The organism is Candidatus Pseudomonas phytovorans (assembly GCA_029202525.1).
GTDB classification, from domain to species: Bacteria; Pseudomonadota; Gammaproteobacteria; order Pseudomonadales; family Pseudomonadaceae; genus Aquipseudomonas; species Aquipseudomonas phytovorans.
In genome coordinates, this window is the sequence record CP119325.1 from 1,484,011 (window position 1) to 1,509,023 (window position 25,013).

General features: G+C 63.6%; 28 protein-coding genes. 10 read left to right on the forward strand and 18 right to left on the reverse strand.

Going from position 1 to position 25,013, the window contains the following annotated elements; all coding sequences use genetic code 11:
• Nucleotides 1-2 precede the first annotated feature (2 nt).
• The 3 genes from P0Y58_06535 to P0Y58_06545 all read right to left on the reverse strand — a co-directional run bounded on the left by P0Y58_06535 (nucleotide 3) and on the right by P0Y58_06545 (nucleotide 1,458).
• Nucleotides 3-641 (reverse strand): response regulator transcription factor, encoded by a 639-nt coding sequence (locus tag P0Y58_06535; GenBank protein WEK31850.1) that lies wholly within the window; start codon nucleotides 639-641, stop codon nucleotides 3-5.
• Nucleotides 642-740: 99 nt separating this feature from the next.
• A complete protein-coding gene (locus P0Y58_06540; protein ID WEK31851.1) occupies nucleotides 741-932 on the reverse strand; it encodes a LuxR family transcriptional regulator in 192 nt (63 codons plus the stop codon).
• A gap of 268 nt (nucleotides 933-1,200) precedes the next feature.
• Nucleotides 1,201-1,458 (reverse strand): YebG family protein, encoded by a 258-nt coding sequence (locus tag P0Y58_06545; GenBank protein WEK31852.1) that lies wholly within the window; start codon nucleotides 1,456-1,458, stop codon nucleotides 1,201-1,203.
• Between the two features lie 265 nt (nucleotides 1,459-1,723).
• Between P0Y58_06545 and P0Y58_06550 the strand changes: the two genes are divergently transcribed.
• A complete protein-coding gene (locus tag P0Y58_06550) occupies nucleotides 1,724-2,194 on the forward strand; it encodes a phosphate-starvation-inducible PsiE family protein (protein ID WEK31853.1) in 471 nt (156 codons plus the stop codon).
• Between the two features lie 3 nt (nucleotides 2,195-2,197).
• Here P0Y58_06550 and P0Y58_06555 read toward each other — a convergent pair whose 3' ends face one another.
• Complete coding sequence (locus tag P0Y58_06555; protein WEK31854.1) at nucleotides 2,198-2,488, reverse strand: DUF3509 domain-containing protein; 291 nt, start codon at nucleotides 2,486-2,488, stop codon at nucleotides 2,198-2,200.
• Between the two features lie 141 nt (nucleotides 2,489-2,629).
• Between P0Y58_06555 and P0Y58_06560 the strand changes: the two genes are divergently transcribed.
• Nucleotides 2,630-4,588 (forward strand): pilus assembly protein TadG-related protein, encoded by a 1,959-nt coding sequence (locus P0Y58_06560; GenBank protein ID WEK31855.1) that lies wholly within the window; start codon nucleotides 2,630-2,632, stop codon nucleotides 4,586-4,588.
• On the opposite strand, the gene P0Y58_06565 is transcribed toward P0Y58_06560, so the two are convergent.
• Complete coding sequence (locus P0Y58_06565; GenBank protein WEK31856.1) at nucleotides 4,573-7,218, reverse strand: ATP-binding protein; 2,646 nt, start codon at nucleotides 7,216-7,218, stop codon at nucleotides 4,573-4,575. The genes P0Y58_06560 and P0Y58_06565 overlap by 16 nt on opposite strands.
• Nucleotides 7,215-7,658: a pilus assembly protein gene (locus tag P0Y58_06570; protein ID WEK31857.1), complete on the reverse strand. Its 444-nt coding sequence runs from the start codon at nucleotides 7,656-7,658 to the stop codon at nucleotides 7,215-7,217. Before P0Y58_06570 ends, P0Y58_06565 begins: the two co-directional genes overlap by 4 nt.
• A gap of 75 nt (nucleotides 7,659-7,733) precedes the next feature.
• Between P0Y58_06570 and P0Y58_06575 the strand changes: the two genes are divergently transcribed.
• The gene (locus tag P0Y58_06575; GenBank protein WEK31858.1) at nucleotides 7,734-8,156 is read left to right on the forward strand and encodes a prepilin peptidase; all 423 of its coding nucleotides are present in this window, start codon (nucleotides 7,734-7,736) and stop codon (nucleotides 8,154-8,156) included.
• Between the two features lie 13 nt (nucleotides 8,157-8,169).
• On the opposite strand, the gene P0Y58_06580 is transcribed toward P0Y58_06575, so the two are convergent.
• The 8 genes from P0Y58_06580 to cpaB form a co-directional block, all read right to left on the reverse strand.
• Nucleotides 8,170-8,433, reverse strand: coding sequence for a DUF3613 domain-containing protein (locus P0Y58_06580; protein WEK31859.1), 264 nt, complete (start codon nucleotides 8,431-8,433; stop codon nucleotides 8,170-8,172).
• A gap of 15 nt (nucleotides 8,434-8,448) precedes the next feature.
• On the reverse strand, nucleotides 8,449-9,150 hold the full coding sequence (locus P0Y58_06585; GenBank protein ID WEK33282.1) for a tetratricopeptide repeat protein: 702 nt from the start codon (nucleotides 9,148-9,150) through the stop codon (nucleotides 8,449-8,451).
• 10 nt (nucleotides 9,151-9,160) lie between these two features.
• Nucleotides 9,161-10,048 carry a type II secretion system F family protein gene (locus P0Y58_06590; GenBank protein ID WEK31860.1) on the reverse strand — a complete coding sequence of 296 codons (888 nt, stop codon included), beginning with the start codon at nucleotides 10,046-10,048 and terminating at the stop codon, nucleotides 9,161-9,163.
• A gap of 2 nt (nucleotides 10,049-10,050) precedes the next feature.
• Entirely contained in the window at nucleotides 10,051-10,932 is an 882-nt protein-coding gene (locus P0Y58_06595; protein ID WEK31861.1) for a type II secretion system F family protein, read from the reverse strand.
• Nucleotides 10,929-12,185, reverse strand: coding sequence for a CpaF family protein (locus P0Y58_06600; protein WEK31862.1), 1,257 nt, complete (start codon nucleotides 12,183-12,185; stop codon nucleotides 10,929-10,931). Before P0Y58_06600 ends, P0Y58_06595 begins: the two co-directional genes overlap by 4 nt.
• On the reverse strand, nucleotides 12,182-13,372 hold the full coding sequence (locus P0Y58_06605) for a pilus assembly protein (GenBank protein WEK31863.1): 1,191 nt from the start codon (nucleotides 13,370-13,372) through the stop codon (nucleotides 12,182-12,184). Before P0Y58_06605 ends, P0Y58_06600 begins: the two co-directional genes overlap by 4 nt.
• Nucleotides 13,369-14,553: a type II and III secretion system protein family protein gene (locus P0Y58_06610; protein WEK33283.1), complete on the reverse strand. Its 1,185-nt coding sequence runs from the start codon at nucleotides 14,551-14,553 to the stop codon at nucleotides 13,369-13,371. Before P0Y58_06610 ends, P0Y58_06605 begins: the two co-directional genes overlap by 4 nt.
• A gap of 72 nt (nucleotides 14,554-14,625) precedes the next feature.
• A complete protein-coding gene (gene cpaB / locus P0Y58_06615) occupies nucleotides 14,626-15,576 on the reverse strand; it encodes a Flp pilus assembly protein CpaB (protein WEK31864.1) in 951 nt (316 codons plus the stop codon).
• A gap of 293 nt (nucleotides 15,577-15,869) precedes the next feature.
• On the opposite strand from cpaB, the gene P0Y58_06620 reads away from it, so the two are divergent.
• Complete coding sequence (locus tag P0Y58_06620; GenBank protein ID WEK31865.1) at nucleotides 15,870-16,040, forward strand: Flp family type IVb pilin; 171 nt, start codon at nucleotides 15,870-15,872, stop codon at nucleotides 16,038-16,040.
• 22 nt (nucleotides 16,041-16,062) lie between these two features.
• Complete coding sequence (locus tag P0Y58_06625) at nucleotides 16,063-16,470, forward strand: response regulator (GenBank protein ID WEK31866.1); 408 nt, start codon at nucleotides 16,063-16,065, stop codon at nucleotides 16,468-16,470.
• A 65-nt stretch (nucleotides 16,471-16,535) separates the two neighbouring features.
• Here the strand turns inward: P0Y58_06625 and P0Y58_06630 are convergent, their stop codons facing one another.
• From P0Y58_06630 to P0Y58_06645, 4 genes are all read right to left on the reverse strand, one after another.
• Nucleotides 16,536-16,883, reverse strand: a complete 348-nt coding sequence (locus P0Y58_06630) for an HPF/RaiA family ribosome-associated protein (GenBank protein ID WEK31867.1) — start codon at nucleotides 16,881-16,883, stop codon at nucleotides 16,536-16,538.
• Nucleotides 16,884-17,153: 270 nt separating this feature from the next.
• Nucleotides 17,154-19,478, reverse strand: coding sequence for a TonB-dependent siderophore receptor (locus P0Y58_06635; protein ID WEK31868.1), 2,325 nt, complete (start codon nucleotides 19,476-19,478; stop codon nucleotides 17,154-17,156).
• A 94-nt stretch (nucleotides 19,479-19,572) separates the two neighbouring features.
• Nucleotides 19,573-20,499 (reverse strand): FecR family protein, encoded by a 927-nt coding sequence (locus P0Y58_06640; GenBank protein WEK31869.1) that lies wholly within the window; start codon nucleotides 20,497-20,499, stop codon nucleotides 19,573-19,575.
• Nucleotides 20,496-20,990, reverse strand: a complete 495-nt coding sequence (locus tag P0Y58_06645; protein ID WEK31870.1) for a sigma-70 family RNA polymerase sigma factor — start codon at nucleotides 20,988-20,990, stop codon at nucleotides 20,496-20,498. Before P0Y58_06645 ends, P0Y58_06640 begins: the two co-directional genes overlap by 4 nt.
• A 157-nt stretch (nucleotides 20,991-21,147) precedes the next feature.
• Between P0Y58_06645 and P0Y58_06650 the strand changes: the two genes are divergently transcribed.
• Genes P0Y58_06650 through P0Y58_06670 form a run of 5 tightly spaced genes read left to right on the forward strand, consistent with a single transcriptional unit; the run spans nucleotide 21,148 to nucleotide 24,907 of the window.
• A complete protein-coding gene (locus tag P0Y58_06650; GenBank protein WEK31871.1) occupies nucleotides 21,148-21,453 on the forward strand; it encodes a DUF3649 domain-containing protein in 306 nt (101 codons plus the stop codon).
• Nucleotides 21,450-23,024, forward strand: a complete 1,575-nt coding sequence (locus P0Y58_06655; protein WEK31872.1) for a PepSY-associated TM helix domain-containing protein — start codon at nucleotides 21,450-21,452, stop codon at nucleotides 23,022-23,024. The genes P0Y58_06650 and P0Y58_06655 overlap by 4 nt, the downstream gene beginning before the upstream one ends.
• Entirely contained in the window at nucleotides 23,024-23,350 is a 327-nt protein-coding gene (locus P0Y58_06660) for a DUF3325 domain-containing protein (GenBank protein ID WEK31873.1), read from the forward strand. Before P0Y58_06655 ends, P0Y58_06660 begins: the two co-directional genes overlap by 1 nt.
• A 4-nt stretch (nucleotides 23,351-23,354) precedes the next feature.
• Nucleotides 23,355-23,930 (forward strand): RNA polymerase sigma factor, encoded by a 576-nt coding sequence (locus tag P0Y58_06665; protein ID WEK31874.1) that lies wholly within the window; start codon nucleotides 23,355-23,357, stop codon nucleotides 23,928-23,930.
• Nucleotides 23,927-24,907, forward strand: coding sequence for a FecR family protein (locus P0Y58_06670; GenBank protein ID WEK31875.1), 981 nt, complete (start codon nucleotides 23,927-23,929; stop codon nucleotides 24,905-24,907). Before P0Y58_06665 ends, P0Y58_06670 begins: the two co-directional genes overlap by 4 nt.
• Nucleotides 24,908-25,013 lie beyond the last annotated feature (106 nt).

The window sequence follows — 25,013 nt, forward strand, 5'->3', positions numbered from 1 at the left end:
CCTCAGGATTTAAGCCAGCCCTCGTTAAGGGCATAGCGGGTAAGTTGGGCGATACCCTTGAGCCCGAGCTTGTGCATGATGTGCTCGCGGTGTGTACTTACCGTCTTGCTGCCGATATGCAGGCGCTCGGCGATTTCCCGTGAGCTGAACCCTTCGGCCAGCAACAGCAGCACCTGACGCTCTCGCTGGCTGAGTAACGGTTTTCCCATGGCAGGCGCGGCGCGCTGGCTCAATGCCAAGGCGGTGGCAAGCTCTGCGCCAAGGTATACCTGGCCCCTGGCTGATTGCTGGATGGCCTTCAGGCATTCCTCGATACCGCTGTCCTTGAGCAGGTAGCCAGATGCCCCGGCGTCGAGTGCTGCATTGACCTGATGGGGCTCTGCCGTGGAAGAGATGCACAGAATGCGTGTGTCGGGGAATCGCCGGTGCACCCGAAGCACGATATCGGCGTACGGCCGGGTGGCTATCAGTGGATCGATGATCAGCAACTGCGGCTGATGGAAGGCCAGCGCGGTGAGCAACTGCTCAGGGTCGCCAAGTTGAGCGATGACCTGCAGTTTGTCCTGCGGGGCCAGCAAAGCCGCAAGCCCTTGACGGAACAATGCGTGTGAATCGACCAGCATGATGGTGAGTGTGGACATCCCTTGTCTCCGATGCTTCATGCAAGAAAGTGGTGAGTTGCAATGAAATGATTGGAGAACGGGGAAAGGCGTCGCAATACCACCGATGGCGTAGGGTTTTCAGTTATCAAGCTCAGCCTGTTCGCGACAGTGTCGAGCCAGCTCGGCCAGGCTGTGTACGTTGAGTTTGCGGTAAAGGTTTTCACGGTGTTTGCGCACTGTCAGGTCGCTAACCCCTAGTCGATGGGCGATTTGCTTGCTGGTCAGGCCGCTGAGGATCCCTTGGGCGATTTCGCACTCGCGGACGGTCAATGCTGCATTACGAGGGCAGGCAAGCGTGCTGATATCTGGGATGAAATGCGTGTTCGACGGCCAACGCATGAAGTGCGGCGGAGTGCCTGAGGCCGGTTTTGGCCATGATGTGGCTGCGATGTTTGCGCACTGTCAGTGGGCTTATGGCCAATTCAGATGCGATGGCCTTGCAACTCAGACCGCGGGCGACCCATTCGAGCACCTGCCGTTCCCGGGTGGTAAGGGGCTTACCGAGGAGCGGCACTGGCTAATGCCGCTCCATACGCAGTCATTCGCCTTGCTGGCCCAGTTCGTGGAGTGCAGAGGCGTTGCTCTTGAACGCGGTAGCGAACACTGACCGGTTTTTCGCCATGAAGATGCCCGCATCCTCGGCCTGTTTTTCGGACAGGCCGGCAACGTTCTTCATCAAGACTTCGGTCAGGGCCTCGGCGAGCTCGAGCATCTGGTCATGGGCGTCGGCGAGTTTGCGGTCCACGAAAAGAGTCTCCAGGTCGCGAGAGCTGCGGTACAGGGTTTCAACAGCCATGGTCAGGCCTCGTCAGCGTGTGCGGTGTAAAGAGGGGAATACCCCGAATGATTGCTGTATGTTCATACAGTAAAAGCTCAAATGCAATCCCGTTTTCGCATTGATGGCATTTTTATAGCGCACTTTGTAACCACTGGCCTCGAATACAGGTGCCTTGCGGCAATCGGTCGCCTTCCAAGACAAGGGCCTGGCCCTTTAACTGCATGGCACAAGCGTCACACCGCTGGCGCATCATCCTTAAAGACGTATCGGGGAATGGAACATCGTGAACATCAAATGGGCAGAAAAACTGCGCAAGGGCCTGCACGGCTCGGCCGACTCGCTGGGCAACCTGTGCGTCGAGGCGTTCCATTACCTGGCGTTGTTCGGTATTGGCGCGATCACCGCCTATGCGGCGGTGATGACGTTCCTGGACATGCTGGGCAAGGGCGGGATCAGTGTCGATGACATCCTGCTGCTGTTCATCTACCTGGAGCTGGGGGCCATGGTCGGCATCTACTTCAAGACCAACCACATGCCGATCCGCTTTCTGCTGTACGTAGCCATCACCGCGCTGACCCGCCTGCTGATCGGCGATGTCTCGCACCACAAGGCACCGGACGAAGGGCTGCTGTACCTGTGCGGGGGCATCCTGTTGCTGGCGTTCTCGATCCTGGTGGTGCGCTACGCCTCGTACCGCTACCCCTCGACCAAGGTGCTGGACGCCAACGGCAAGGAAGTGGAGGAGGGCAAGTAGCCCTCAGTTGGCAACGAAATGGCGCGGCGCGTGGCGGGCGTCACGGGTGAGCGCAGCCAGCACTTGCATGGGGTTCTGGCTGAGTTCGATTGCAAGGCCCAGGCGAATGCTGTCGATCACCCGTTGCAGGCGCACCGGGTCGTTGCGCTGGGCCTGGCTGATGAGGCGCTTGGCGACCACGCCGGCATCGTCCGACAGGGTCAGCATGATGCTGCCGTCGAGGTTGGCAATGCTCAGGTTGACCCGGTATTCGGGGGCGAACGCGGCGCTGATTCGGTCGAAAGGGTTATTCATGTCTTGGCCCTGCAAAAATAATCTGCAGAAGTTGACCGGCCAGCGCCAGGTTGGTTCCTGGCAGGCAATTAGCCATTACCACAACTACACTCCTTGAATCGCAGCCGCGACGCATGGCCAGTGGCCGGCAAAGGAGTGCCCGTGGTTCCCTCATCTGCTGCCCGTCAACGTGGCGCAATTGGCCTCATGGCGGTGGTTACGTTGGGCCTTGCCCTGTTGTTCATGCTGGTGGTGATCGACAGCGGCCGGCTGTACCTTGAGCAGCGCAAGCTGCAGCGCATTGCCGACATGTCGGCGCTGGAGGCGGCTGGCCAGTTTGCCGTGTGCACCGGCAGCGGGCCCCAGGCCACGGCCATCGCCCGCGTCGCCGCCACACGCAACGGCCATGCGGCCAGCAACCCGCTGACCGCCAGTTGCGGGTACTTGCAGACCGGCGCCAACAGCTTGCGTACCTTCACCAGTGACAACAATCGCAATGAAGCCATCCGGGTGGATGTGAGCAACACGGTGCCTACCAGTGTGGCTGCGGGGGTGTACAGCCTGGCGCAGGGCAATGGCGTACCCGCTACTACGACCTTGCAGGCGCACGCAGTGGCGTCGTCGCCCATACCGCCGCAGGCGATGTTGAGTGTTCGCACCACGCTGGCGACCGTCGATTCGCGGCAGTCGGTTTTGCTCAATGCACTGCTCGGCGCCCTGGGCGGTAACGTTCAGCTTGATCTGGCCGGCTGGCAAGGCATCGCCAGTACTCAGATCAATTTGCTCAGCTACCTTGACCAACTGGCAATCGACCTCAAACTCAAGGCGGGCGATTACCAGCAATTGCTCACCGCCGATGCCACCGCTACGCAGTTGCTGCAAGCGGCGGTGAAGGTGCTGCAGCAGAGCGGGGCGGCGGCCAGTGTGGTGACCAATCTGGGCAAACTGGCACTTGGCGCCAGCAACAGTACGTTGCTGCAGTTAGGGGATTTGCTCGATATTCAGAACGGCACGGCGCAGGCCGGGCTGGATGCCAATATTCAGTTGTTGCAATTGGTGCAGGGGTTCATTCAGCTGGCGGTCAGCGAAAGTGCGGCAACGGTGGATTTGCCAATAACCGTACTGGGGCTGGTCAATGGCCGGGTGCGCCTGAAGGTGATCGAGCCGCAGCAGATTTCGGCGGTGGGCGACCCGCGCACGAATGAGTTGCGGGTGCATACGGCACAAGTGCGGGCGATGATTTCGCTGGATTTGCCATTGCTCAACACAGTGCTTGGATTGGTCAATGCGGTGTTGGACCTGGTCGGGCCGATTACCAACGTGCTCAACAATCTGCTCAGCCTGAATCTCGCCAGTACCTTGCAATCGGTGCTTTGCCTGATCGCCGTGCCCTGTACTGTCACCGACATAGTCCTGGTCCCGGACAAGTTGTCGCTGGACATTGGTATTGAGGTGGCAGAGGCGACGACCAGGCTTAACCCGTTATCGCCTGACACGTTCAGTTGCTCACCCAAGCGTCTGACGACACAGACCCAGAGCTCGGCCGCCAAGGTTGCGATTGGGCGTTTCGAGTCCGCCAACGCGTTCTTCACCAACGGCACCACGGTCGTCAAAGCTTTACCGTTGGTAGACATCGGCACCAAACGCTGCACCCGGCTGTTGATACTGCCTGCAACCTGTGACGCGCGCATTCCCTTCGCCGGCGGCGGCCTTGGCCTGCGTGTCGACAGCAAGGTGCTGGGCAGCGGTGCGGTCGAACGCCCCCTGCTATTCCAGTCGCCCAACAGCACCCCGCCAAACATCGGCCTGGCCCCTGCTTACCTGAGCATGCAAACCGCCAACAACAACGTCGTCGGCAGCCTCAGCGATACCCTGTCAGGCGTACATCTGGAAGCCTACAAGCCCACAGGCAACAGTGGCCTTGGCGCAGTTTTGGTGATCGTCACCAACGTACTCGACGGGATAAAGGGCATCGTTGATCCCCTGATCAAAAACCTGCTCAGCCCGTTGCTCGACCCAATAATCAACCTGCTCCTCAAGGTGTTGGGCATCGACCTGGTAAACGCCGAAGTCGGCGCCAACCTCAGTTGTTCCGGCGGCCGCGCTCAGCTGGCGCTGTAAAGCGGCAACCACACCTGCAAGCACGCACCCTCGTTGCAGTTGTGCGCTTCCAGCCGGCCGCCCATTGCTTCGACAATACTGTGGCTGACCGACAACCCGAGGCCGGTGCCCATGCCGACGGGCTTGGTCGTGAAGAACGGTTCAAAAATGCGCTCTAGCAGGCGCGGGTCGATACCGCCGCCGTTGTCTTCAACCAACAGGCACAGTTGCCCTTCCTCGACGCGCTGGCTCACGCTGATCCGCGGCTTGGCAACCCGCCGTTCGAGCAACGCATCACGGGCGTTGACCAGCAGGTTGATCAGTACCTGTTCGAGCTGGTCCTCATGACCCAGCACTTCCGGGCACAGGTCGGGCTCTTCGATGTGCAATGCCACGCCTTTGCCGCTCAACCCTTCAGCCAGCAACCCCAGCGCCCCTTGCACCGCTACCCAGGCTGCGAACACATGCTGTTCGACCTCGGAGCGGCGCCCATAGGTGCGCAGGTGTTCGACCAGCTGCGCTACGCGCTCGACCTGGGCGTCGATGCGCTGCAGCTTGCCTGTCACATACTCGGCATCCACCTCCCCGCTTTCCAGGCGCTTGAGGGTATTGACCAGCGCCAGGCGCATGGTGCTCAGGGGCTGGTTGATTTCATGCACCAAACCCGTTGCCAGTTCGCCCAATGTGGCCATCTTGGCCCCTTGCAGCAATTGCTGCTGGCTGTGGCGCACCTCGGTGTTGTCGCGCCCCACCGCCTGCACTTCCTGCAACTGGCCGTGCTCATCGAACAGGCCACGCTCGGCCCACACCCACCAGGCGGTTCTGCAGCCGGGCAAATGCAAGCAGATTTCGGCACTGGCCAACGGCTGCTCTGGCGTCAACGTCGCCAAGCGCTGGAGAAAGGCCGCACGCTGGCTGTCGGACAACCACTGGCCGAGGTTCATGCCCGCCAGTAGTTGCGGCGCGCACTCCAGTTGCTCTGCAAGCGGGTGGTTGCCAAACAGCAGTTCAAGGTCTGGGCGATAACGGCAGATCATGGCCGGCGAGTCTTCTACCAACGCCCGGTAGCGCGCCTCGCTCTGGCGCACCTGCTCGGCCGCCTCGGTCGCTTCGCTGACATCCAGCCACAGGCCGATAGCCTCGACAGGCTGGCCCAGATCGTCACGCAGCAGGCGGGCCTCGTCCAGTATCCAGTGGTAGCGGCCAAGGTGATCGCGCAAGCGATAGCGGCTGCTGGCCTGGCCGTCGCGCAACAGTGTGCGGGTGCGCTCCAGCCACAACCAACGGTCGTCGGGGTGCAGCGCCTGGCCAGGCTGGCGGGCCTGTTCGCTGTCCGGCTCCCAGCCCAGCAGCGGGGTGAGGCTGGCGCTGAAGAATTCACTGTGCAGGGCGCCGTCGGCATAGCGCTGGATGTAAATCACTGCGGGCGAGCTGGCGATCAGGTTTTCGAGCCGGGCGCGTGCGGCCCCAGCCTGCAGTTCCTGAGACTTGAGTGCGCTGATATCGAGCAGGAACCCCTGTACCTGACGGCCTTGCAACTGGCCTACCCACTGCAGCCAGCGGGGGCTTGCCAGGCTGTTGGCGGGTAGCAGGCGCAGGTTCAGGTTCAAGGCAATCCCTTCGCGCAGTTGCTCCAAGGCCATGCGTGCGGCTTCACGATCGGCCGGGTGCACCCGCCCCAGCCATTGCTCGACGGTAGCTTCGGGCGGTACACCCAGGTGTAAGGCCAGGGCTGGGTCAAACTGCAGCGGCCCCTGCAGTGGCCATGACCACCAGCCCGCGCCCAGTTGCTGTTGCAGCTCATCCAGGTGGCGTGAACGTTGCCGCAACTGGTGCTGGCGCAGGCGGGTGAGCAGGGGCTCGATCAGTGCTTGCAGCAGGGCAGCGACCGTTTCGCTTACCGGCGTCCTTTGCGCACCTGCGCACAGCAACCAGGCTTGTACGGCATGGCCGTGCAGGTAGGGCACGGCCAGTAATGGCAAGCCGGCACACGATGACTGCAACAGCGGGTTTACAGCGGCAACTTCCCGGCTCCGTGGTGGCAGCGTTTGCAGCCAGGGGCGCAAGCGCTCGTCATCGGCCCAGGGCCAGTCGTTGTCGCTGCAGGCGTAGGTGTGCCAACCGCAATCACCCGGCAGCATCAGGCGCACAGAGCCGGCATGCCAGTGTTCGGCCAGGTGTTGCAGTTGTTCGGTGGTTGTCAGCATCAGGCGTTCTTCGTCGCAATCACGCAGGCTGCGGCCAAGCTCCGCGGCGAGCTTCTGCTGCGTCAGGCGCTGGCCGTGCTGCTCGCGCTCGCCCAGCAGGTCACCAATATCGAACACCTGCAGCAGCCAGCCATCGGCCTGGCGCTGAAGCCAGCCACGGGTGTGCAGGGCAGGGCCGTGCACGGTGGCGAAATCAAGGTCCAGCGGTTGCCCCTGCCAGTCGGCGGGGGGGCCTTCAAGCACCAGCCAGCTTTGCCGTTGCAGGTAGTCATGCACGCGCAGGGCGCTGTGTGACTTTGCAGGCAGCACCGTGCGCAGGGGCCCGGCCAGGCGCATCACATGCCCCTGATCATCCAGCCAGAGTTGCAGGCCCACCGCTTGCGTGGCCGGCTCAGCCTGCTCGGTGGCCTGGCCGCCCAGCCAGCGATCGAACAACCCGCTCATAGCTGCAAGCTCGCTTCGGCCCGCAGGCGATCAGGCAGGCGCGGCACCTCACCGATCAGCGGCAGTACCAGCATCGGCAGCACGTTGGTCAGTTTCGCTTTGGGGTAGTTGATGGCCACGGTCAGCAGTTTGTCGGCGCCCAGGGTCACGCTTGCATCACTGGCGGGCTGGAAGTTGAACGCGGCGGGCATCCACTGCAACTGTTGGCTGATGACCTGGTGGGCGAGGTTCTGCACATCGGTGCTGTAACTGGCGCTGTCCGGGTCCAGGGCCACGCAGCGGCGCACGGCTTCAGCGCTGGCCTGGTTGAATGACTGCAGCATCAACATGGGCAGGGTGTAGCTGACCAGGCCGTAGAACACCGCGAAAAAGATCATGAATACGGCGGCGAACTCAATGGCAGCCGCGCCTTTTTGCCGTTTTGCCGGGCCTGCTTTCATGTTTGCGTCTACCCTGACCATGAATCCTGAGTAACAGCATAGAACCGATCGACGAACAGGGATGGCCATTTGCCTATGCATAGCCTTGCAGTGCTGGTCTGGCTTGTGCTTTGCGCTGGGCAGGATGCCTGGGAACGGCAGATTTCCAATGTGCTGACACTAGGTGTTGCCGCCTGTGCGCTGGCCTGGTTGCTGGCCACCGGGCACAGCTGGCTTGGGGCCCAGGGCAGCGATGCCGCGCTGGCTTTCTTCATCGTCCTGCTACTCACGCTGCCCGGCTACATGCTCGGCCAGTTCGGCGCGGGCGACGTCAAGCTGCTCGGCGCGCTGGCGCTGGCCACCAGCCTGGACCACGTTCTCGGCACCTTCATCGGTGCCGGTGTGGCACTGGTGGTATGGCAATTGGTGCGGCGAAAAGTACGCCAGCCTCGGGAGAAAAAGCCGTTTGCGCCTTTCTTGCTGGCCGGTTTTGCCGTTTCACTTGCCTGGCTTGGCTGATGCTGCAAGCCGGTTAGTTGTTGCGCTCTGTCATCTTGGTCCAGCGGTAGAAGTCCGGAATTTCGTACTTGTAGGTGTCCAGCCAGCGCTGCATGGACTGGTCACGCTCGCGCGCGGTTTGCACTTGCAGGCGGCGGGATGCCTGCTCACCGCTGGACTGCACGCGCAACAACCTTTCGGTGGCTGTTTCGTCCAGAGGGGCGTGGCGAGGGCTTTCTTCGGCCTGTAACGTTGCGCTGCCTACGCAGCAGGCCAGTAGCATCACGTATCTGATCATGATCACCTCCGCGTATCAATTGACCATCATGTCCGGAGCTTTGGCCGATGCGATCGGGCCTCGGCCGCCGGCCTTGATCTTGCTGGCCCGTGCCTGGGCTTCGGCAAATTGCCCGGCTTTGAGCTGCAACCGGCCTACCAGGTCGGTGGCCTGCTGCCAGTTGTCCTGCACCAGCGCCAAGGTCACCAGGTTGACCGCAGGCAGTGTGTTGTCGTCTTTCAGTTCGATTGCCGTCAGCAACTCAAAGCGCGCCTGTTCATAGCGGCCCAGGTTCATCAGCACTACGCCAAGGTCGTTGCGCACCCGCTCGTCGGTTGGCGCCAGGCGAACTGCACGCTGCAGGTTCTGCAGGGCCTGTACGTCGTCGCCCCGCGCCGAGGCCAATTGGCCCAGGCCGTGTTCACCTTCGGCGGCCAGGCAACCACCGAGCAGGCTGCGGTACAGCGGCTCGGCCTCGCCGAGGCCAAGCAGCCGTGACACTTTGGCTTTGCGCAGGCGCACCTGGTCGAAGGTGTCCGGCAGTTGCTGCAAGTGGGCCAGGCTGGCGTGCGGGCGCCCGTCGTTGAGCATTTCGTCCGCCAGGTTCAGCGCCAGTTGCTGGTCGGCGTCCGGCTTGCTGCAACTGGTGGTGGTGAACAACTGGCGCAGCCCTTCAGGCTGTTGCCCGGCGCACCCGGTCAACAACACCAGGCTTGCGCACAACAGGATTGTCTTCATCATTCAGTCCTCATGGGCTCAACGCCCGCGCCAATGCAGAAAAGCCTGGCCCGGCAAGGACAATGAGCAAGGCCGGAAACAGGAACACCATCATCACGGCCGACATCTTTGCCGACATCATCGATACCCGTTCTTGCAGGCGGGTCAGGCGGCGGTCGTCGAGCAGCGCCTTCAGTGCCTGCAGCGACTTCATCGCGCCGCTGCCTTGCGCCAGCAACTGGCGCAGGATCACGCAGGTATCAGTGAACTCGTCCACCGCCAGCAGCTGGGCGACCTTTTCCAGCTCCGGGCCCAGCGCCATGCCCGAATCCACCCGTTGCAGCACCTGGCGCAGCTCTGCGCTGATGTTCGGGATCAGCGTCTGCCCTTCGTGGCTCAGCACGCGTAGCGCCTGCTCAACGGCAAGGCCGGTCTCGAAGAGAATCCGCAGCAAGGGGATCAACAGGCTGACCTCTTCTGCGATGCGTTGCTGGCGACGTGCTGCAGCCATGGCCAACAGGCGCTTGGGCAGCAGGTAACCGACGCCCAGCGCGCACAATGGCCAGACCACCCAGCCGGCTGCGGCACTGCCCTTGAACCCCTGTTGCAACAGTAGCGTCATCGCCACCGCCAGCAGCGGCAGGCCCAGTTGAACGGCGGCAAACAGGGCGCGCTGGCGGCTGCGGCGCCAGCCGATACGTTCGAGCAGGGCCTGGCTTTCGCTGTCGAATTTCTGCAGCCGCTGCCCCCACGGGCTGCTGCCCAGCCAGTGCAGCCAGTCGCCCAGGCGCTCGTCGCGGGTCAGTCGCCCTTGCAACCGTCGGGTCACCAGTACCCGGGCGCGCCATTGGCGAACCGCCTGCAGGCCAAGCAGGCTGGCGGCAATGAACAGGCACAGGGCGCAGATCAGCAAGGCCATGGTCACAGGCTCCTCATCATGCGCCACAGTACCAGGCAACCGACCACCTGCAGGGCGAAGGCCATCAACAGCATCATCTGGCCGCTGCTGTCGCGCCACATGGCCAGCAGGTAATGCGGGTTGGCCATCAGGAAGTAGCCGACCATCGCCAGCGGCAACGAGCCGAGAATGATCGCGGTGATGCGGGTTTCGCCGGTCATCGCCTTGAGCTGACGCACCCCTTGTTCACGCTCGCGGATCAGTTTGATCAGGTTTTCCATCAACTCGCTGGCATTGCCACCGTAGCGCTGGTTGATGCGCAAACCGAGGGCGAACAGCCGCAGTTCGTCCTGCTTGTGCAGTTCGGCCAGCTCGCTCACCGCATCCTCCAGCGCCACGCCCAGCTGCACGTTGCGCCGCACCCGCGCCATGGTGGCGCGCAAGGGGTCGCGGCTGCTGTCGATACCGCCCAGCACCGCGTCATTGAGGGTGCGGCCGGCCTTGAGGCTACGCACGCTGTAGTCCAGCAGGCTGGGCAACTGGTCGACGATCTGGCGCATCTGCCGGCGGCTTTGCCAGCTCAGGATCAGATACGCAAGGCTTGGCAGGCCGATCAGCAGCATCAATGCAGCCACCCAGCCGGCGGCGATCAGCGCCAGCAGCACCACGCCCAGCCACGCCAGCAACCAGCGCTGTGGCTCGAATTCGAAAGCCCCCAGGCCGGCGCGCTGCATCAGGGCGTCGAGCCATTCGCGCCGGGCGGTGCCATTGCGCACAATGCTGAACGCCCGCCCCAGGCGTTGCAGGATGCGCTCTTCATGCCGCTTGTACAGGCCACGGCGCAACAGCAGCAGGGCCACGCCCAGCAACAGCGGCGACAGCGCCAGCAGCACCGGGCCGGTCACAGCACGCCCTCGGCGCGCAGCTTGCTGCCTGCCGGGTTGGGTGCTTCGCGCAGAAAGGCATCGCCGCCACGGCGATCGAGGCGGAACAGGGTATTGGTCACGTACACCTCGTCGCGCACGCCGACCACTTCCAGCACCTCGCTGACGCAGCGTCGGCCGTCGGGCAGGCGGGTCAGCTGGATCACCACATCCAGCGCCGCGCACACCATTTGCCGCATGGTCTTTTCGGCAATTTGCCGGCCGCTCAGGCCGACCAGGGTTTCCAGGCGCAGCAGCGCATCCTGCGCGGTGTTGGCGTGCACCGTGCTCATCGAACCATCGTGGCCGGTGTTCATCGCGGTGAGCACGTCGAGCACTTCGCTGCCGCGGATCTCCCCCAGGATGATGCGGTCGGGCCGCATGCGCAGGGCGTTGCGGATCAGTTCGCTTGCTTTGACTTCGCCATGCCCTTCGGCATTCGGCGGGCGGGTTTCCAGGCGTACTACGTGGGGATGGTGCAAATTCAGTTCGGCGACGTCTTCGATGGTCACCAAGCGTTCGCGGGGCGCGATCATCTGGCTGAGGATGTTCAGCAGGGTGGTCTTGCCGGTGCCGGTACCGCCGCTCACCAGGATGTTGCAACGCTTGCCCACGGCGCGCTCGAAGAAGTCGAAGATATGCTGGTCGATGGCACGGGTGGCCAGCAGGTCGGCACTCTTGAGCATGTCCTGGCGGAACTTGCGGATCGACAGGCACGGGCCATCCAGCGCCACAGGCGGAATGATCGCATTCACCCGGCTGCCGTCGGGCATGCGCGCGTCGACCATTGGCGAGGATTCGTCCAGGCGTCGGCCGAGCGGGGCGAGGATGCGCTGCATTACCCGCTCCACGTGGTGGGCGTCGATGAAGCGAAGGTCGGTCTGCTGCAACAGACCCGCCCGCTCCACGAACACCCGGTGGGGGCCGTTGACCAGAATTTCCGTGACAGTGGGGTCGCGCAGCAGCACTTCCAGCGGGCCGAAGCCGGTCAGCTCATCTACCAGCTCTTCGGCCAGGCGCTCCATTTCATAGCGCGACATGGCCAGGCGCAGGCGCGCGACGTAATCGCCCACCTGTTCCAGCACGAACTGGGTCAGCGCGGGCCGTGCGCCTTCGAGCAGGTTGCGGCCGCTGTCCTCGATGGCGTCGATGGCAAAGCGGTGCAGGGCACGCTTGAGCGCGTAGGGGTCGCCAGAGGCGTGTTGCTGGCCACCAAAGGGTTGGTCATTGCTCATTTGCTGCCCCAAAGCCGACGCAGCCAGGTAAAGGCTGGCGGCGCAAGGTTTTCTGAGCGCCGTGCCAGGCGTTCGCCCAGGCTGCGCAGGGCTTGCGTGAGGTTTTCACGCGGGGCCAGTTCGAACAGGCTCAGGCCCTGGTTTTTCACGTTCAGGCGCACTTCGGGGCTGTAGGGGATGGCCTTGAGCAAGGGCAGCCCATAGCGTTTGGCCAGGGTGTCGGCGTCGGGTGCAACGTTGTTCAGGTAGCGGTCCACCAACAGGCTGGCGTGTTCCAGTTTCATGCCGTGATCACGCCACAGGTCGAGCACCTCAAGATTGCGCCGGCAGTCGAGGATGTTCTGGTCGGTGTAGACGATCAGTTTGTCGCAATGGCTGACCAGGGTGCGCAGGGCTTCGCTGTCGGCATGCCCGGTCAGGTTCACGACAATGTGCTGGAAGTGCTGGCGCAGGGCGCTTAACAGCATGTACAGCTCGGCGGCGCTGGTCTGTTGCAGCGGGTCGTCGGCCTCGGCGTAGGTCAGCAGGCGCAGGCCTTTCTTGTCGCGGGTGAATGCGCTGTCGATCAGTGTGGTGTCGAGGCGGCGTAGGTGGCGCAGGGCGTCGCCAAAGAAGAACGAAGCTTCCAGGCCGAGCAGCGCCAGGCTGTCGCCACGCGGCAGGCCCAGGTCCAGCAACAGGGTTTGCTGGCCGCTCTCCTGCACCACCCGGGCCAGGTGGGTGGTGAGCAATGCCCCGTCGGCACTGGTTTGTACGCCGAACAGCACTGTCAGCCCACCGAGGCTGGGGTTGCTGGCCACCGCCGGCATACGCTTGCCCAGGCGCCGCACTAGCCCGGCCACCTCGCTGGCCCGCGAGCCGTAGGCGACGAAGTCACGGGCGCCGGCGCGCATGGCGTGCAGCACCAGTTGGTTGTCCATGCCATCGCCGAGGGCGACGATCGCCAACATCGGCTTGGCCTCCAGCACCCCCTCGATCAAGGCGCACTGGCTGACCAGTTGTTCGCGGTCCAGGCCGATGAACATCAGGTTGCTGAAGGTGGCGTTGACCAGCGCCAGCAACTCGTCGAGGCTGCCGGCACTGGCACCGATCACCTGGCCTTGCGGCGCCAGTGCGCCCTGCAGCCAGTGCAGATCCTCTTCGTTGCGAGTGATGGCGAGGAAGGTGGGGTTCAGGCTCTCGTTCATTGCGATAACCCGCCTTGGCCATCGAAGTTGCCGTTCTCCAGGAAGAACAGGCGCCCCCAGCTGGGGTCGTAGTTGCGCAGGTTCTCGCCTGGCAGCTGCGGCAGCCGTGCGTTGGCGGCCAGCGGCTGGACCAGGTGCGGGGTGACGATCATCAGCAGTTCGGTTTCTTCGCGGCGCATGGCCGAGTTGCGGAAGAACGCACCCAGTACCGGCAGGCTACCCAGGCCGGGCAGCCGATCGACCGCAGACCGGGTGTTGTTGCTGACCAGGCCGCTAATGATGAAGCTTTCGCCATCGGCCAGGGCAATGCTGGTGTCGGTGCGCCTTACCGTCAAACCCGGCACCTGTGTGCCGGCGATGGTCACCACGTTGCTGTAGTCCAGCTCGCTCACCTCCGGCGCCACCTTGAGGGTGATCCTGCCTGGGCTGACTACGGTCGGTGTCAGCGCCAGGCGTACGCCGAACTCCTTGTATTCGATCGACACGTTGTCGCTGCCCGCACTGGGCACCGGGATCGGAATTTCGCCACCGGCCAGGAAACTTGCCGTCTGGCCGCTGAGCACGGTCAGGCTTGGGCGCGCCAGGGTGTAGGCGAAGCCGCTGTTTTCCAGGGCGTTGATCATGGCCAGGAAACGGCTGCTGCCGCCGCCCCAGACGATGTTGAAGACGGTGTCATCGAGGGGGATCGACGGGGTCACGTTTGGCACCGAGCCGGGGCTGACGGACGTGCCGGGCACGGTCCCCGGCGAGCCGATCAGGCTGTTGTTCGACCCCTTGAAGAACAACCGTGCACCGGCCTCCTTGTATTTGCTGCGGCGGACTTCCACGAAACGGATGTCGGCCTGCACCTGGCTGATCAGTTGTGCATCCTGCGACGGCAAAAAGCTGTCTTCGGCCATGTCGGCACTGGCCCGGCCTTTGACGAACACCATGGCCCGGTGTGGTGATGGGGAGCATGCTGTCCACAACATCAAGGTGGTATTGCCCTGGGCTACCGCCGTAATGACCACGCCGCGCTCGCCGCTGGCCTGCACATCGGCCACCTTCGGCTCGCCCACGGCAACCCGGCTGATTGCCAGCGGCAGGCGCACTTCCTGCTGCAGGCCCTGGTCTATCTCGATGACCGAGGGCAGTTGGTTGATCGCTTCGCAGCCTTTGCCCGCCGCCTGGGCTTGGGGCATCAGCGCGGCCAGCAGCCCGGTACAACATGCTTGTGTGAAAAAGGAACTACGCATCGCTGCATCCTTGCCGGGTCAGGGGGTTTTGTTCGTGTCTTCAACCTGGGCGCCACGGATGATGTGCATGGCGGGTGCAGATTTAGTGGTCGCCAGGCTGGCAGCGTTGGCCACCGGCGACTGGGATAGCTGGCTGAAGCGGTAGAGTTCGCGGTTGGCGGCTTCCACCTGCGGCTTGGCATCGGGTTCGTTCCAGTACCGGGCCAGGCGTTGTTCATCGGCACTGCGCACGGCCAGGCGCAAGGTGCCGGCCTGGGCTGCCAGCATCAGGCGGCTGGCCAAGGCCTCGGGCACTGCCAGCGCCACGGTGCGGGTGGCGTTGCCGTTCATGCTGGCTTGTTCACGTCGGGCTTTCTGTTCTTCAGCGGTTTGTGCCGGGCGACCGTCGTTGGCCAGGCCCGTCTGCTCGCCGACGCTCAGCACGCGCAAGGCCGGCAGCACCACCTGGGCAGAAGCTTGCGGGTTGTTGGGTTCTTCACGCAGGAACAGCAGCACGTCCACGTAGTCGCCCGGGCGCAGCTGGCCGGCGGCGCCGACCACTTCGTCCACACCCACCGCCACGGCGCGCTCGTTGGCACGGATCATCCGCGCCAGCGGCCCGCCAGCCTGGAAGTTGGAGTCATCCAGCCAGGTGCCCGCTGCAAGTGGCCTGGCGCTGATGCGCCCGACCACCTGGGCGGTTTGCTGGTAGGCACCGGTGGGGGCAACCTGCAGGCGCTCGATCAGCACATCGTCTTCAGTGACCGGCGTATTGGCGGGCAGATCCTTGCGCAGCACCACAACGGCGGTACGCGGTGGCTCTGGGGCGACGGCGGGTGGTGGGGCGACGGCTGCAGTCGGCTGGTCGGCCGCAGGACTAACCGGCGCGGGCGCATCCGCAGGGCGGCTCAGCACAACACCCCAGTAGCCGGCCAAAAGAGCTGCCAGCAGAAAGAACGCAGCCAGGCATAGGGTCAAGCGACTGCTCATCTCGGCCTCCCTGCACGCATCGACTGATGGCAAAAAGTCACTATTTCGCTATAGGACGGTAGCGCAGCCATCGCCATTTGCCATGAGCCAGAGCGGTTTTTTTCGGGATTGTGATTAAGTCGAGGCAATACAGAGGGTTAGCAATTTCCCAGGCGTTAATCCTCTTGGATTAATGCTTTTGGATTAATCCTTTAATACATTTGCAGTCCGCCTCAGCTTGACGATTCTGATGGCAAACAGGTGTCACTTTGATACCGCCATCGTCGGCATGCATGCCGCAAGGAGCTTGGCCCATGAAACTGTTCATTCTGCACTGCATGACCTTCCTGCATCGCAAGGACGGGGCGTCTGGTATCGAATACGCGGTCATTGCGACGATGGTCGCAGTGGTGCTAGCCGCGTTCGTCGGCGATATCTCCACGGCCGTCAACGCCACCTTCACCACGATCAAAAATGCCCTTTGACCGGTGACCAGGAGCCAGCGCCATGCAGAACGCTTCCTCGCGCCAGCAGATCCTTTTGGTGGATGACGAGCAGGACGTTCTGCTGGAGCTGGCCGAACTTCTCGATAACGAAGGCTTCGCCTGCCTGACTGCGACATCGGTACAGGCGGCATTGAAGCAGCTTACCCGGCATCCCGACATTGCCCTCGTGATCACCGACCTGCGCATGCCGGAGGAAAGCGGCATCGGTCTGATAAGGCGCATGCGTGACCACACGGCCCGCCTGCACCTGCCGGTGATCGTGATGTCCGGGCAGGCCGACCTGGATGACGTCAGCGAACTGCTGCACCTGCAGGTGGTAGATTTTTTCCGCAAGCCGCTTTATCACGCACGTTTGCTTAAAACCCTGGAGAACCTGTTCCCCGAGCCAAAACTGAGGGCGGTGAATTGAGAGAGGCAATAAATGACCTTTAATAAAAACGCCCGGCATTTGGCCGGGCGTTTTCATTTTTGCGGTCAGGCCTCCGGGTCACTCAGTTCCAGGGCGCCGCGCTTGCTGCGCAGCTTGCCGTAGAAGTGTTCCAGCGCGTGGTTGAGCTTGGTGGCGGCACCGTCGACTGCCTGGTCTACCGAAGTGGCAGTGTGGGTCACCGAAATCGGTTGGTGGCCTTTGGGGCGAGCCTCCATCTGGCAGCGTTTGTCATGCGGTCCGGGCTTGGCGCCGTTCTCGTCGCGCAGGTGAACCTCGATGCGGGTGAGGTCTTCTTCGTAACGTTCCAGTGAGGTTTGCAGTGTGCTGCGGACCCACTGATCGAGACGGGCGTTGCTTTCGAAATGGTTGCTGCTGTTGACCTGGATTTGCATGATTCAATCCTTATTCAGCTTGCTCGCATGGAGACGCGCCTAGGCCCTTGAGACCCTTGGAATTTCTGCGCCTCTTGACTCTAAGGTCAGGCAACTGGGATACGAATTCAAGCCCTTTTTGAAAATAAATGTCTTGTTGCAAATGGGGGCTGCTGTGCAGCCCTTCGCGGGCACGCCCGCTCCCACAGGTTGCGCGCCGGTGCAGGAATGCACTATCCCTGTGGGAGCGGGCATGCCCGCGAAGGGCCGCACAGCGGCCCCGACAATCGGTCAGAACTCCACCGACGTCTGCACATACAAGGTCCGTGGCTCACCCACGTACTTGCCCTTGTTGTTGTCATCGTAAGAGCGCGTGTAGTACTCGCGGTTGAACAGGTTCTTCACCCCGACCGCCACTTTCAGGTTCGACAGCTGCGCGCCAAAATCGTACCCGGCGCGGGTGCTGACCAGCATGTAGCCCGGAATGCGCCCGGTGCTGCCATCGGCGCTTTCAGTGCCGGTGTTGGCATTGTCGGCGTACTGGCTGCTCTGGAAGCTGCCGTCCAGGTTCAACTGCCAAGGGCCATCGGTGTAGCCCACGCCCAGGTTGCCCTTGTGCCGCGACGAGAACGGCACCTGGTTACCTTTGTTTGGCCCGTCTTCGCGGATGGTGGCGTCAACGAACGCATAGCTGGCGTGCACATCGAAGCCGGCCAAGGCCGGGCTCAGGCCGTCCAGTGCATAGCGGATGCTGGTTTCGATACCCTGGTGACGGGTTTCGCCACGGGCGATTACCGAGTCGTTGGTCTGGTTGCTTTCGTACTGGTTGTCGAAGTTGATCAGGAACGCGCCGATCTCGGCCTGCAGGTCGCCGTTGTCGTAGCGGGTGCCGACTTCCCAGGTGCGGGCCTTTTCCGGTTTTACCTCGCCGCTGCTGACGCGGTTGGGCATCTGGCTGTACTGCACGCTGCCGAACGAGCCTTCGGTGTTGGCGTACAGGTTCCAGCTGTCGGTCAGGTGGTACATCACGTTCAGCGCCGGCAGCGCGGTGTTGTAGCTGCCCTGGTAGCGCTGGCCGTTGAGCTTGTTGCTCTGCTCGGAGTCGATCATCTCGTAGCGCACACCGGGGGTGATGGTCCAGCGGCCGATGTCGATACGGTCATCCAGGTAGATGGCGTGGGCTTCGGTGCTGCCACGGGTGTCGCGGTCGTTGCGGCTGGCGGTGGTCGGCAGGTTGCCGTTCACCGGCTCGCGGAAGCGCAGTTCGTGGCCGGCTTCGTTGACGTAGCGGTAGCCGACGCCCAGTTCGTGCCAGCTGTCACCAAGGGCCAAGCCCTGCGAGAAGCGGGTTTCGATGCCGCGCACCCAGTACTCGCGTGGCGACAGCGAGACGAAGCTGCCCTGGTCCAGGTAGCCGCTGCGCAGGGTCTTGGTGAAGAAGCTGTTGACGCTGAACTGGCGGTCGTCCTGCTTGTAGTCGTAGCCGAAATTGAACAGGGTGCGGCGGCCCCAGAACTTGTCTTTCAGGCGCGTGGACTGGTACGGGTCGGCAGCGAAGTCGGCGGTGCTCAGGCCGCCGGGCATATCGGCCTCGCCCTCGTAGTACTGGGCCATGGCGTGCAGGCTGTTGGCTTCGTCCAGTTGCAACTTGCCCTTGAGGATCAGGTCGTCGATCTGCGTGTCGCTGTGTTCGCGCCAGTCGCCACCACGGGTGCCAGAGTACAGCAGGGCGCCGCCCAGGCCGTTGGCATTGGTGCCGCCCACCAGCAGGTTGGCGCTGTTCTTGAAACCATCGTGGCTGGAGGAGGGGCTGATCTGGTTTTGCATGGCGGCCTTGAAGGTCGCCTCCTCGGGGATCGCCCGGGTGACGAAGTTGACGATGCCGCCGACGTTCTGCGGGCCATAGCGCACCGCGCCGCCCCCGCGCACCACATCCACGGCGTCCATGTTGCCCATGCTCAGCGGGGCCAGCGACAGCTGCGGCTGGCCATAGGGGGCAAACGGCACCGGAATGCCATCCATCAGTACGGTCGAACGCGAGGCCAGGCGCGGGTTGAGGCCACGGATGCCGAAGTTCAGAGCCAGGTCATGGCTGCCGGTGCCGTTGTTGTCGGGGGCGTTGACTCCCGGGATGCGGTTAAGCACTTCGCGGGCGGTGGTAGCGCCGCTGCGCTCGAATTCCTCGCGGCGCACCACGTCGCGGGCGCCGGGGTGCTCGAACACATTGTCCTGTTGCGCTTCGGCCAGCCAGTCGCCGACCACGGTAGAGGCGCCGAGCTCGACCGGGGCGTTGGCAGCGGGGCTGCCGACGGGCTGCAGGCTGAAGGCGTTGTCGGTTTCCTGCCGCACCTGCAGGCCGCTGCCGCGCAGCAGCGCGTCGAGGCCTTGGCGCACATCGTACTGGCCGTCCAGGCCCTGGGTGCTGATGCCCTGGGTCAGTTGCGAGCCGAACGAAATCAGCGCTCCGCTTTCGCGGCCAAACTGGTTGAGTGCGTCTTCAAGCGAGCCGGCGGCGATGTGGTAGCTGCGGGTTTCGGCATGGGCGGCAGGCATGGCCAGGCCGAGCGTGGTGGTGAGCAACAGGGCGTGGAACAGGGGGCTGGGGCGCAACGGCATGGGTCGGGTCCTGAGAGAGGGGTTCTGCCATGTCTGTCACGCGAGGTTGGGAAAATGGCTCAGTTGATTGGAAAAAAATATGCATCTGCCGGCCCTAGCCGATTTTTGGCTCGACGGTTACCCAGTACCGGGTGAACCGTCGCACTCGCACCGGCAGCGCGACTTCCAGCATTTGCAGGATGCGCTCACTGTCATCCAGCGGATACGACCCGGAAATGCGCAAGCCGGCGACCTGCTCGCTGCACCCCAGCTGTCCATGGCGATAGCGCCCTAGCTCGGCAAGAAAATCCGCCAGGCGCATTTGCGAGGCCACCAACATGCCGTCGACCCAGGCGCCGACATTGCGGTCCAGCGCCGAGATCGACTGCCAGCCCCCCGTGAAGCGTGCCTGCTGCCCAGCCAGTAACGGTTGCCCCGCGACGCTGGCCACACCCTCAAACACGGACACCAGGCTGTAGCCGTCGAACTGGCGCACGTTGAAGCGCCCGCGGTCCAGGCGTAATGCCCCTTCGCCGGTATGCAGCAGCAACGGCCGGGTATCGTTGGCCACCTGCAGCGCCAGTTCGCCTTCGAACAGCCGCACTCGGCGCTGTTGCCCGTCGAAGCGCACGTCGGCGGCACTGCGGGTGTTGAGCTGCAACACGCTGCCGTCTTCCAGGCCCATGCGCCGGCGCTGTCCGACCGGGCTGCGGTAGTCGGCCATAAGGCCCGGCATGGGGTTGTGTTGCTGCAGCCCAAGCCCGGTGGCACTGGCCACGCCCACCAGCAGCAAGGCCTTGAGTGCGCGCCGCCGGGCCGGCGAGTGGGGGGCTTGCAGGGTGGCATGCACCACAGGCGAGTCCACCCCGCGCAGGCGCTGGTTTACCTGCTGAATATGGGCCCAGGCACGCTGATGCTCCTGGTCGGCCCCCAGCCAGTGTTCCAGCGCCAACCGCTGCGCCTGGCCAAAGTCATCGCCCTGGGACTCGATCAACCAGTGCACGGCTTGCTCTGCCACCTGCGGGGAAAACGAGGCGTTCACAGGGCGAAGTAGCAGCGCATGGCCGCTTTGCTCAGGTAGCGCTTGACTGTGGCCAGCGAGATACCCAGCTCGCGGGCGATTTCACCTTGGCCAAGGCCATCGACCTGGGCCATCAGGAACGCGCGTTTGACCAGTGGCGGCAAACCGTCCAGCAGGCGGTCGAGTTCCAGCAGGGTCTCGAAGATGATCGCCTTTTGCTCCTCGCACGGGGCGACTGCTTCAGGCACCTGCGCCAGTGCCTGCAGGTAGGCACGTTCCAGCTCCTGGCGGCGAAAGTGGTTGCACAGCACGCGCTTGGCTACCGTTGCAAGGAAGGCGCGCGGCTCGACCAACTGCGGTGCCTCGCGGGCCTGCAGCAGGCGCAGGTAGGTGTCCTGGGCCAGGTCGGCGGCACTCTGCGGGCAGCCAAGGCGGCGGCGCAACCAGCCGGTGAGCCAGTTGTGATGGGCGTGATAAAGGCCTTCGACCGTGGAAGAGAGCGCGCTGGGCACCGTGATACTCCGGCGCTATTCAGCGCAACTGGTAGTAATAATTGTTCGCATTGTATTGACTGATGGGTTTTTCGGCAATCGTCACCCGTCTGCGGGCTTTGCTTATGAGAATTGAAATCATTATTATTGCACCCCCAAAAACGCCCGGACCTTCGCCATGACGCGCAAAACTGCCGGCCTCTCGCTCAGCTATCGGGCAGCCGTTGCCTCACGCAGCCTGGCCGCGCTGTTGGGCGGCTACCTGCTGGCGTCCATGGCCAGTGCCTGCATTGCCCTGGTGGCACCGCTGCCAAAAGTCGATGCCACGCTGACCGGCCTGCTGTTGTCGTTTGTCTTTTACCTGCTGGCATTCATCTGGTGCTTCGCCTGCCGCAGCGCCTGGCGTGCCTGGCTGGGCGTATTGGCGCCAAGCCTGCTGTTGGGCATGATCAGCGGCGTTGCCTACTGGATGAAAAACCCATGAAAGAAGGCTTCCGCCAGGCGATGGCCTGGCTGCACACCTGGACCGGCCTGATCTTCGGCTGGCTGCTGTTCGCCATCTTCCTGACCGGCACGTTGTCGTACTTCAAGGATGAAATCACCCACTGGGCGCAGCCCGAAGTGCGCAGCCATGCCCTGGACCCGGCACGTAGCCTGGATATGGCCCAGCACTACCTGGAGCAGAAAGCCGGGCATTCCGCTTCCTGGTTCATCAACATGCCCAGCGAGCGCGAAGCCGGCTTGAGCGTGGGCTATCGCGACCCCAACGGCGGGCCGCGTGGCTTTGTCAACAAGACCCTCGATACGCAGTCCGGCCAGCCGGTAGAAGCGCGCGACAGCCGGGGTGGCGATTTCTTCTACCGTTTCCACTTCCAGCTGCAGATGCCCCATCCGTTTGGCCGCTGGTTGTCGACCTTTTGCGCTTTCATCATGTTGCTGGGGCTGGTCACCGGCATCATCACCCACAAGAAGATTTTCAAGGAGTTCTTCACCTTCCGCCCCGGCAAGGGCCAGCGCTCCTGGCTGGACGGGCACAACGCCATCGGCGTGCTGGTGCTGCCGTTTCACCTCATGATCAGCTACAGCAGCCTGGTGCTGTTCATGTATATGGTGATGCCGGCAGGCATCATGGCCAGCTATGGCAATGACACCGGCAAGTACTTCAACGACCTGTTCGGCCGCGACGATACGCCCAAAGCGGCCCAGGTGGCCACGCCGCTGGTACCGCTGCCAAGCCTGTACGCCAAGGTGCAGGCGCTGCAGCCGGGCGCGCGTATCGGCTTCATCCAGGTGCAGAACCCCGGCGACAGCAATGCCCGCGTCACCTTCACCCAATCGGCTGCCGACCACGTAGCTTATCGACGCAGCGCCAACTGGACCTTCGACGGCGCCAGTGGCGCGCTGCTGAGCCAGGGCAAGCCAGAGAGCGGGGCGATGATGACCGCGTTCAGCTTTGCCGGCCTGCACATGGGCAACTTCGCAGGGCCCTGGCTGCGTTGGCTGTACTTCTTCTTTGGCGTGGCCGGCACTGCGGTGATCGGTACCGGGCTGGTGATGTGGCTGGGCAAGCGCCAGCTCAAGCATGCCAAGAGCCCGCACATGCCGGGTGAGTTGCGCCTGGTCGAGGTACTCAATATCGCCAGCATGAGCGGCCTGCTGCTGGCGGTGGCGGGCTTCTTCTGGGCCAACCGGCTTGTCCCGGTGGGCGTCGAGGGTCGCGCCGACTGGGAGGTCAATGCCTTCTTCATCGCCTGGGGCTTGTCACTGGTGCATGCCGTGCTGCGCAGCGGGCGCCGGGCGTGGGGCGAGCAACTGGCGCTGGGAGCGCTGGCCTTTGCCCTGTTGCCGCTTCTCAATGGCTTGAGCACCGACCGGGGCTTGAACCATTCGTTGCAGGCAGGTGACTGGACCATGGCCGGCTTCGACCTGACGGCCCTGGGTACCGGCCTGTTCCTGGCCTGGCTGGCCGGCAAGATGCTGCGCAGCCCCAAACCGGTGGCCAAACGACCACGCGCGGCAAAAAAGCCGAGCACTGAAACAGCGCAGGTGAGCTGATGCTGGGTAACGCACTGATCGCATTCGCAGGTTTTGTCGCCCTGTGCCTGGCCATGGAAAAGCACTTCAGCGATTTGCTCGGGCGCAAGCCGCGCCCTGGGCAGTTGCGGCTGCTGCGTGTCGCCGGTTGGCTGCTGCTGATGCTGTCGCTGGCCCTCAGCGTGCATCTGCGTGGTTGGGCCCATGGCCTGGTGGAGTGGACGGCGGTGATCATGGCAGGGGTGACCTTATGGGTGTTCGGCCTGCCCTACCAGCCGCGCCTGCTGCTGGGCTTGGCAGCTGCCAGCGTGGTGCTGGGCCCGTTGCTGGCCATGTTTGCCGTGTGAGCCCGTGAGCGAGCAGGGGGATATCATCGAACCCGACGCCGACAGCGCTGGCGCACGTGCCCGTTTCGTCCAGGTATTTCTGGCCCAGCGGGCGCGCATGGAGGCGCTTGTCAGCCGGCGTGTTGGCTGCCGCGCCACGGCTTCAGACCTGGTGCAGGAGCTGTTCCTGCGTTTCTGGCGCCGCCCCGAGGTCAAGGTCGAGGCGCTGGACACCTATCTGTTGCGTTGTGCCGGCAACCTGGCGATCGACCACCTGCGCAGCGAAGGTAGCCGCGAACGCGTGGCCGAAGCCGCTTTGCCGATGGACGAGGTGGCCATGGTTCAAGCACCCGAGCAAGCGCTTGAGGTCGACCACGACTTGCAGCGCATCGAAGCCGCCTTGCGCGCCTTGCCCGAACGCACCCGGCAGATCTTTTTGCTCAACCGTATTCACGGCTGCAAGTACGGCGAAATTGCCAAGGCCATGCAGCTGTCACAGAGTGCCGTGGAAAAGCATATGATGCGCGCCCTTGAAGCGTGCAAGGCGAGTGTTGCCGAGCCCGCGTCCACCCCACGCCGGCCAGGGAGTGCCCGTCGATGAGCCGTTTGCCCCCGATCACCGAAGTGCAATCCCAGGCCGCCCTGCAGTGGCTCAGCCGCATCAATGAGCAGCCTGCGCAAGCCGAAGGGGCTGCATTCAAGCGCTGGTTGCTGGCCGACCCCGGGCACCGTGACGCCTACCAACAGGCCCAGGCACTGTGGCAGAAAAGCGCCACCCCGGCTTTGCTGCTGGCGGACGAAGAACAGGACGCCTTGCAGCGCTACCTCGATGCCATGGCCAGGCCGCCGACCCGCGGCCCGTGGCAGCGCGTAGCGGCACTGGCGATGGCGGCCTGCCTGGTGCTGGCCGTGGGCGTTGCCGGTGGCTGGCACCCGGGGTACTGGTTGCAGGACCTGCAGGCTGACTACAGCAGCGCCGGGCAGATTCGCCAGGTGACCTTGGCCGACCAGTCGCAGGTGACGCTTGATGCAGGCAGCGCCATTGCGGTCGATTTTGCCCAGGGCGAGCGCCGTGTGCGGTTGCTGCATGGCGCGGCGTTCTTCCAGGTCACCCATACCGGCGCGCCATTCGTGGTCGAATCGGGTGGTGGCGAGGTGCGCGTGCTCGGCACTCAGTTCGAAGTGCGCGAGCAGGCTGACGGTGCAGTGGTCACGGTGCGCAGCGGGCGCGTGGCGGTGAGCCCGGCACCGGGCTCCGTGGCACCGGTGCTGACGGCCAACCAGCAGGTGGCCTATAGCGCAGGCCGGGTAGGCGACACGCTGGCGGTGGACAGTGATAACCGCCTGGCTTGGCGCCAAGGCTGGCTGAATTACTACCAGGTGCCGCTGGCACAGGTGGTCGATGACCTGCGGCGCTACTACCCGGGGCGCATCGTGTTGCTGGATGGCGCACTGGGGCAGCGCAAGGTCAGTGGCAGTTTCCCGGTGGGCGAGCCACTGCTGGCGCTGGATTCGCTGGGCAAGGTGATGGGCTTTTCGCGGCAGACCGTGTTGGGGCGTTTGACCTTGGTTCGGTAGTCGCCTGCACCGGCCTCTTCGCGGGCACGCCCGCTCCCACAGGTACTGTGCCGGATTTGAGGCTTGTGCCATTCCTGTGGGAGCGGGCCTGCCCGCGAAGAGGCCG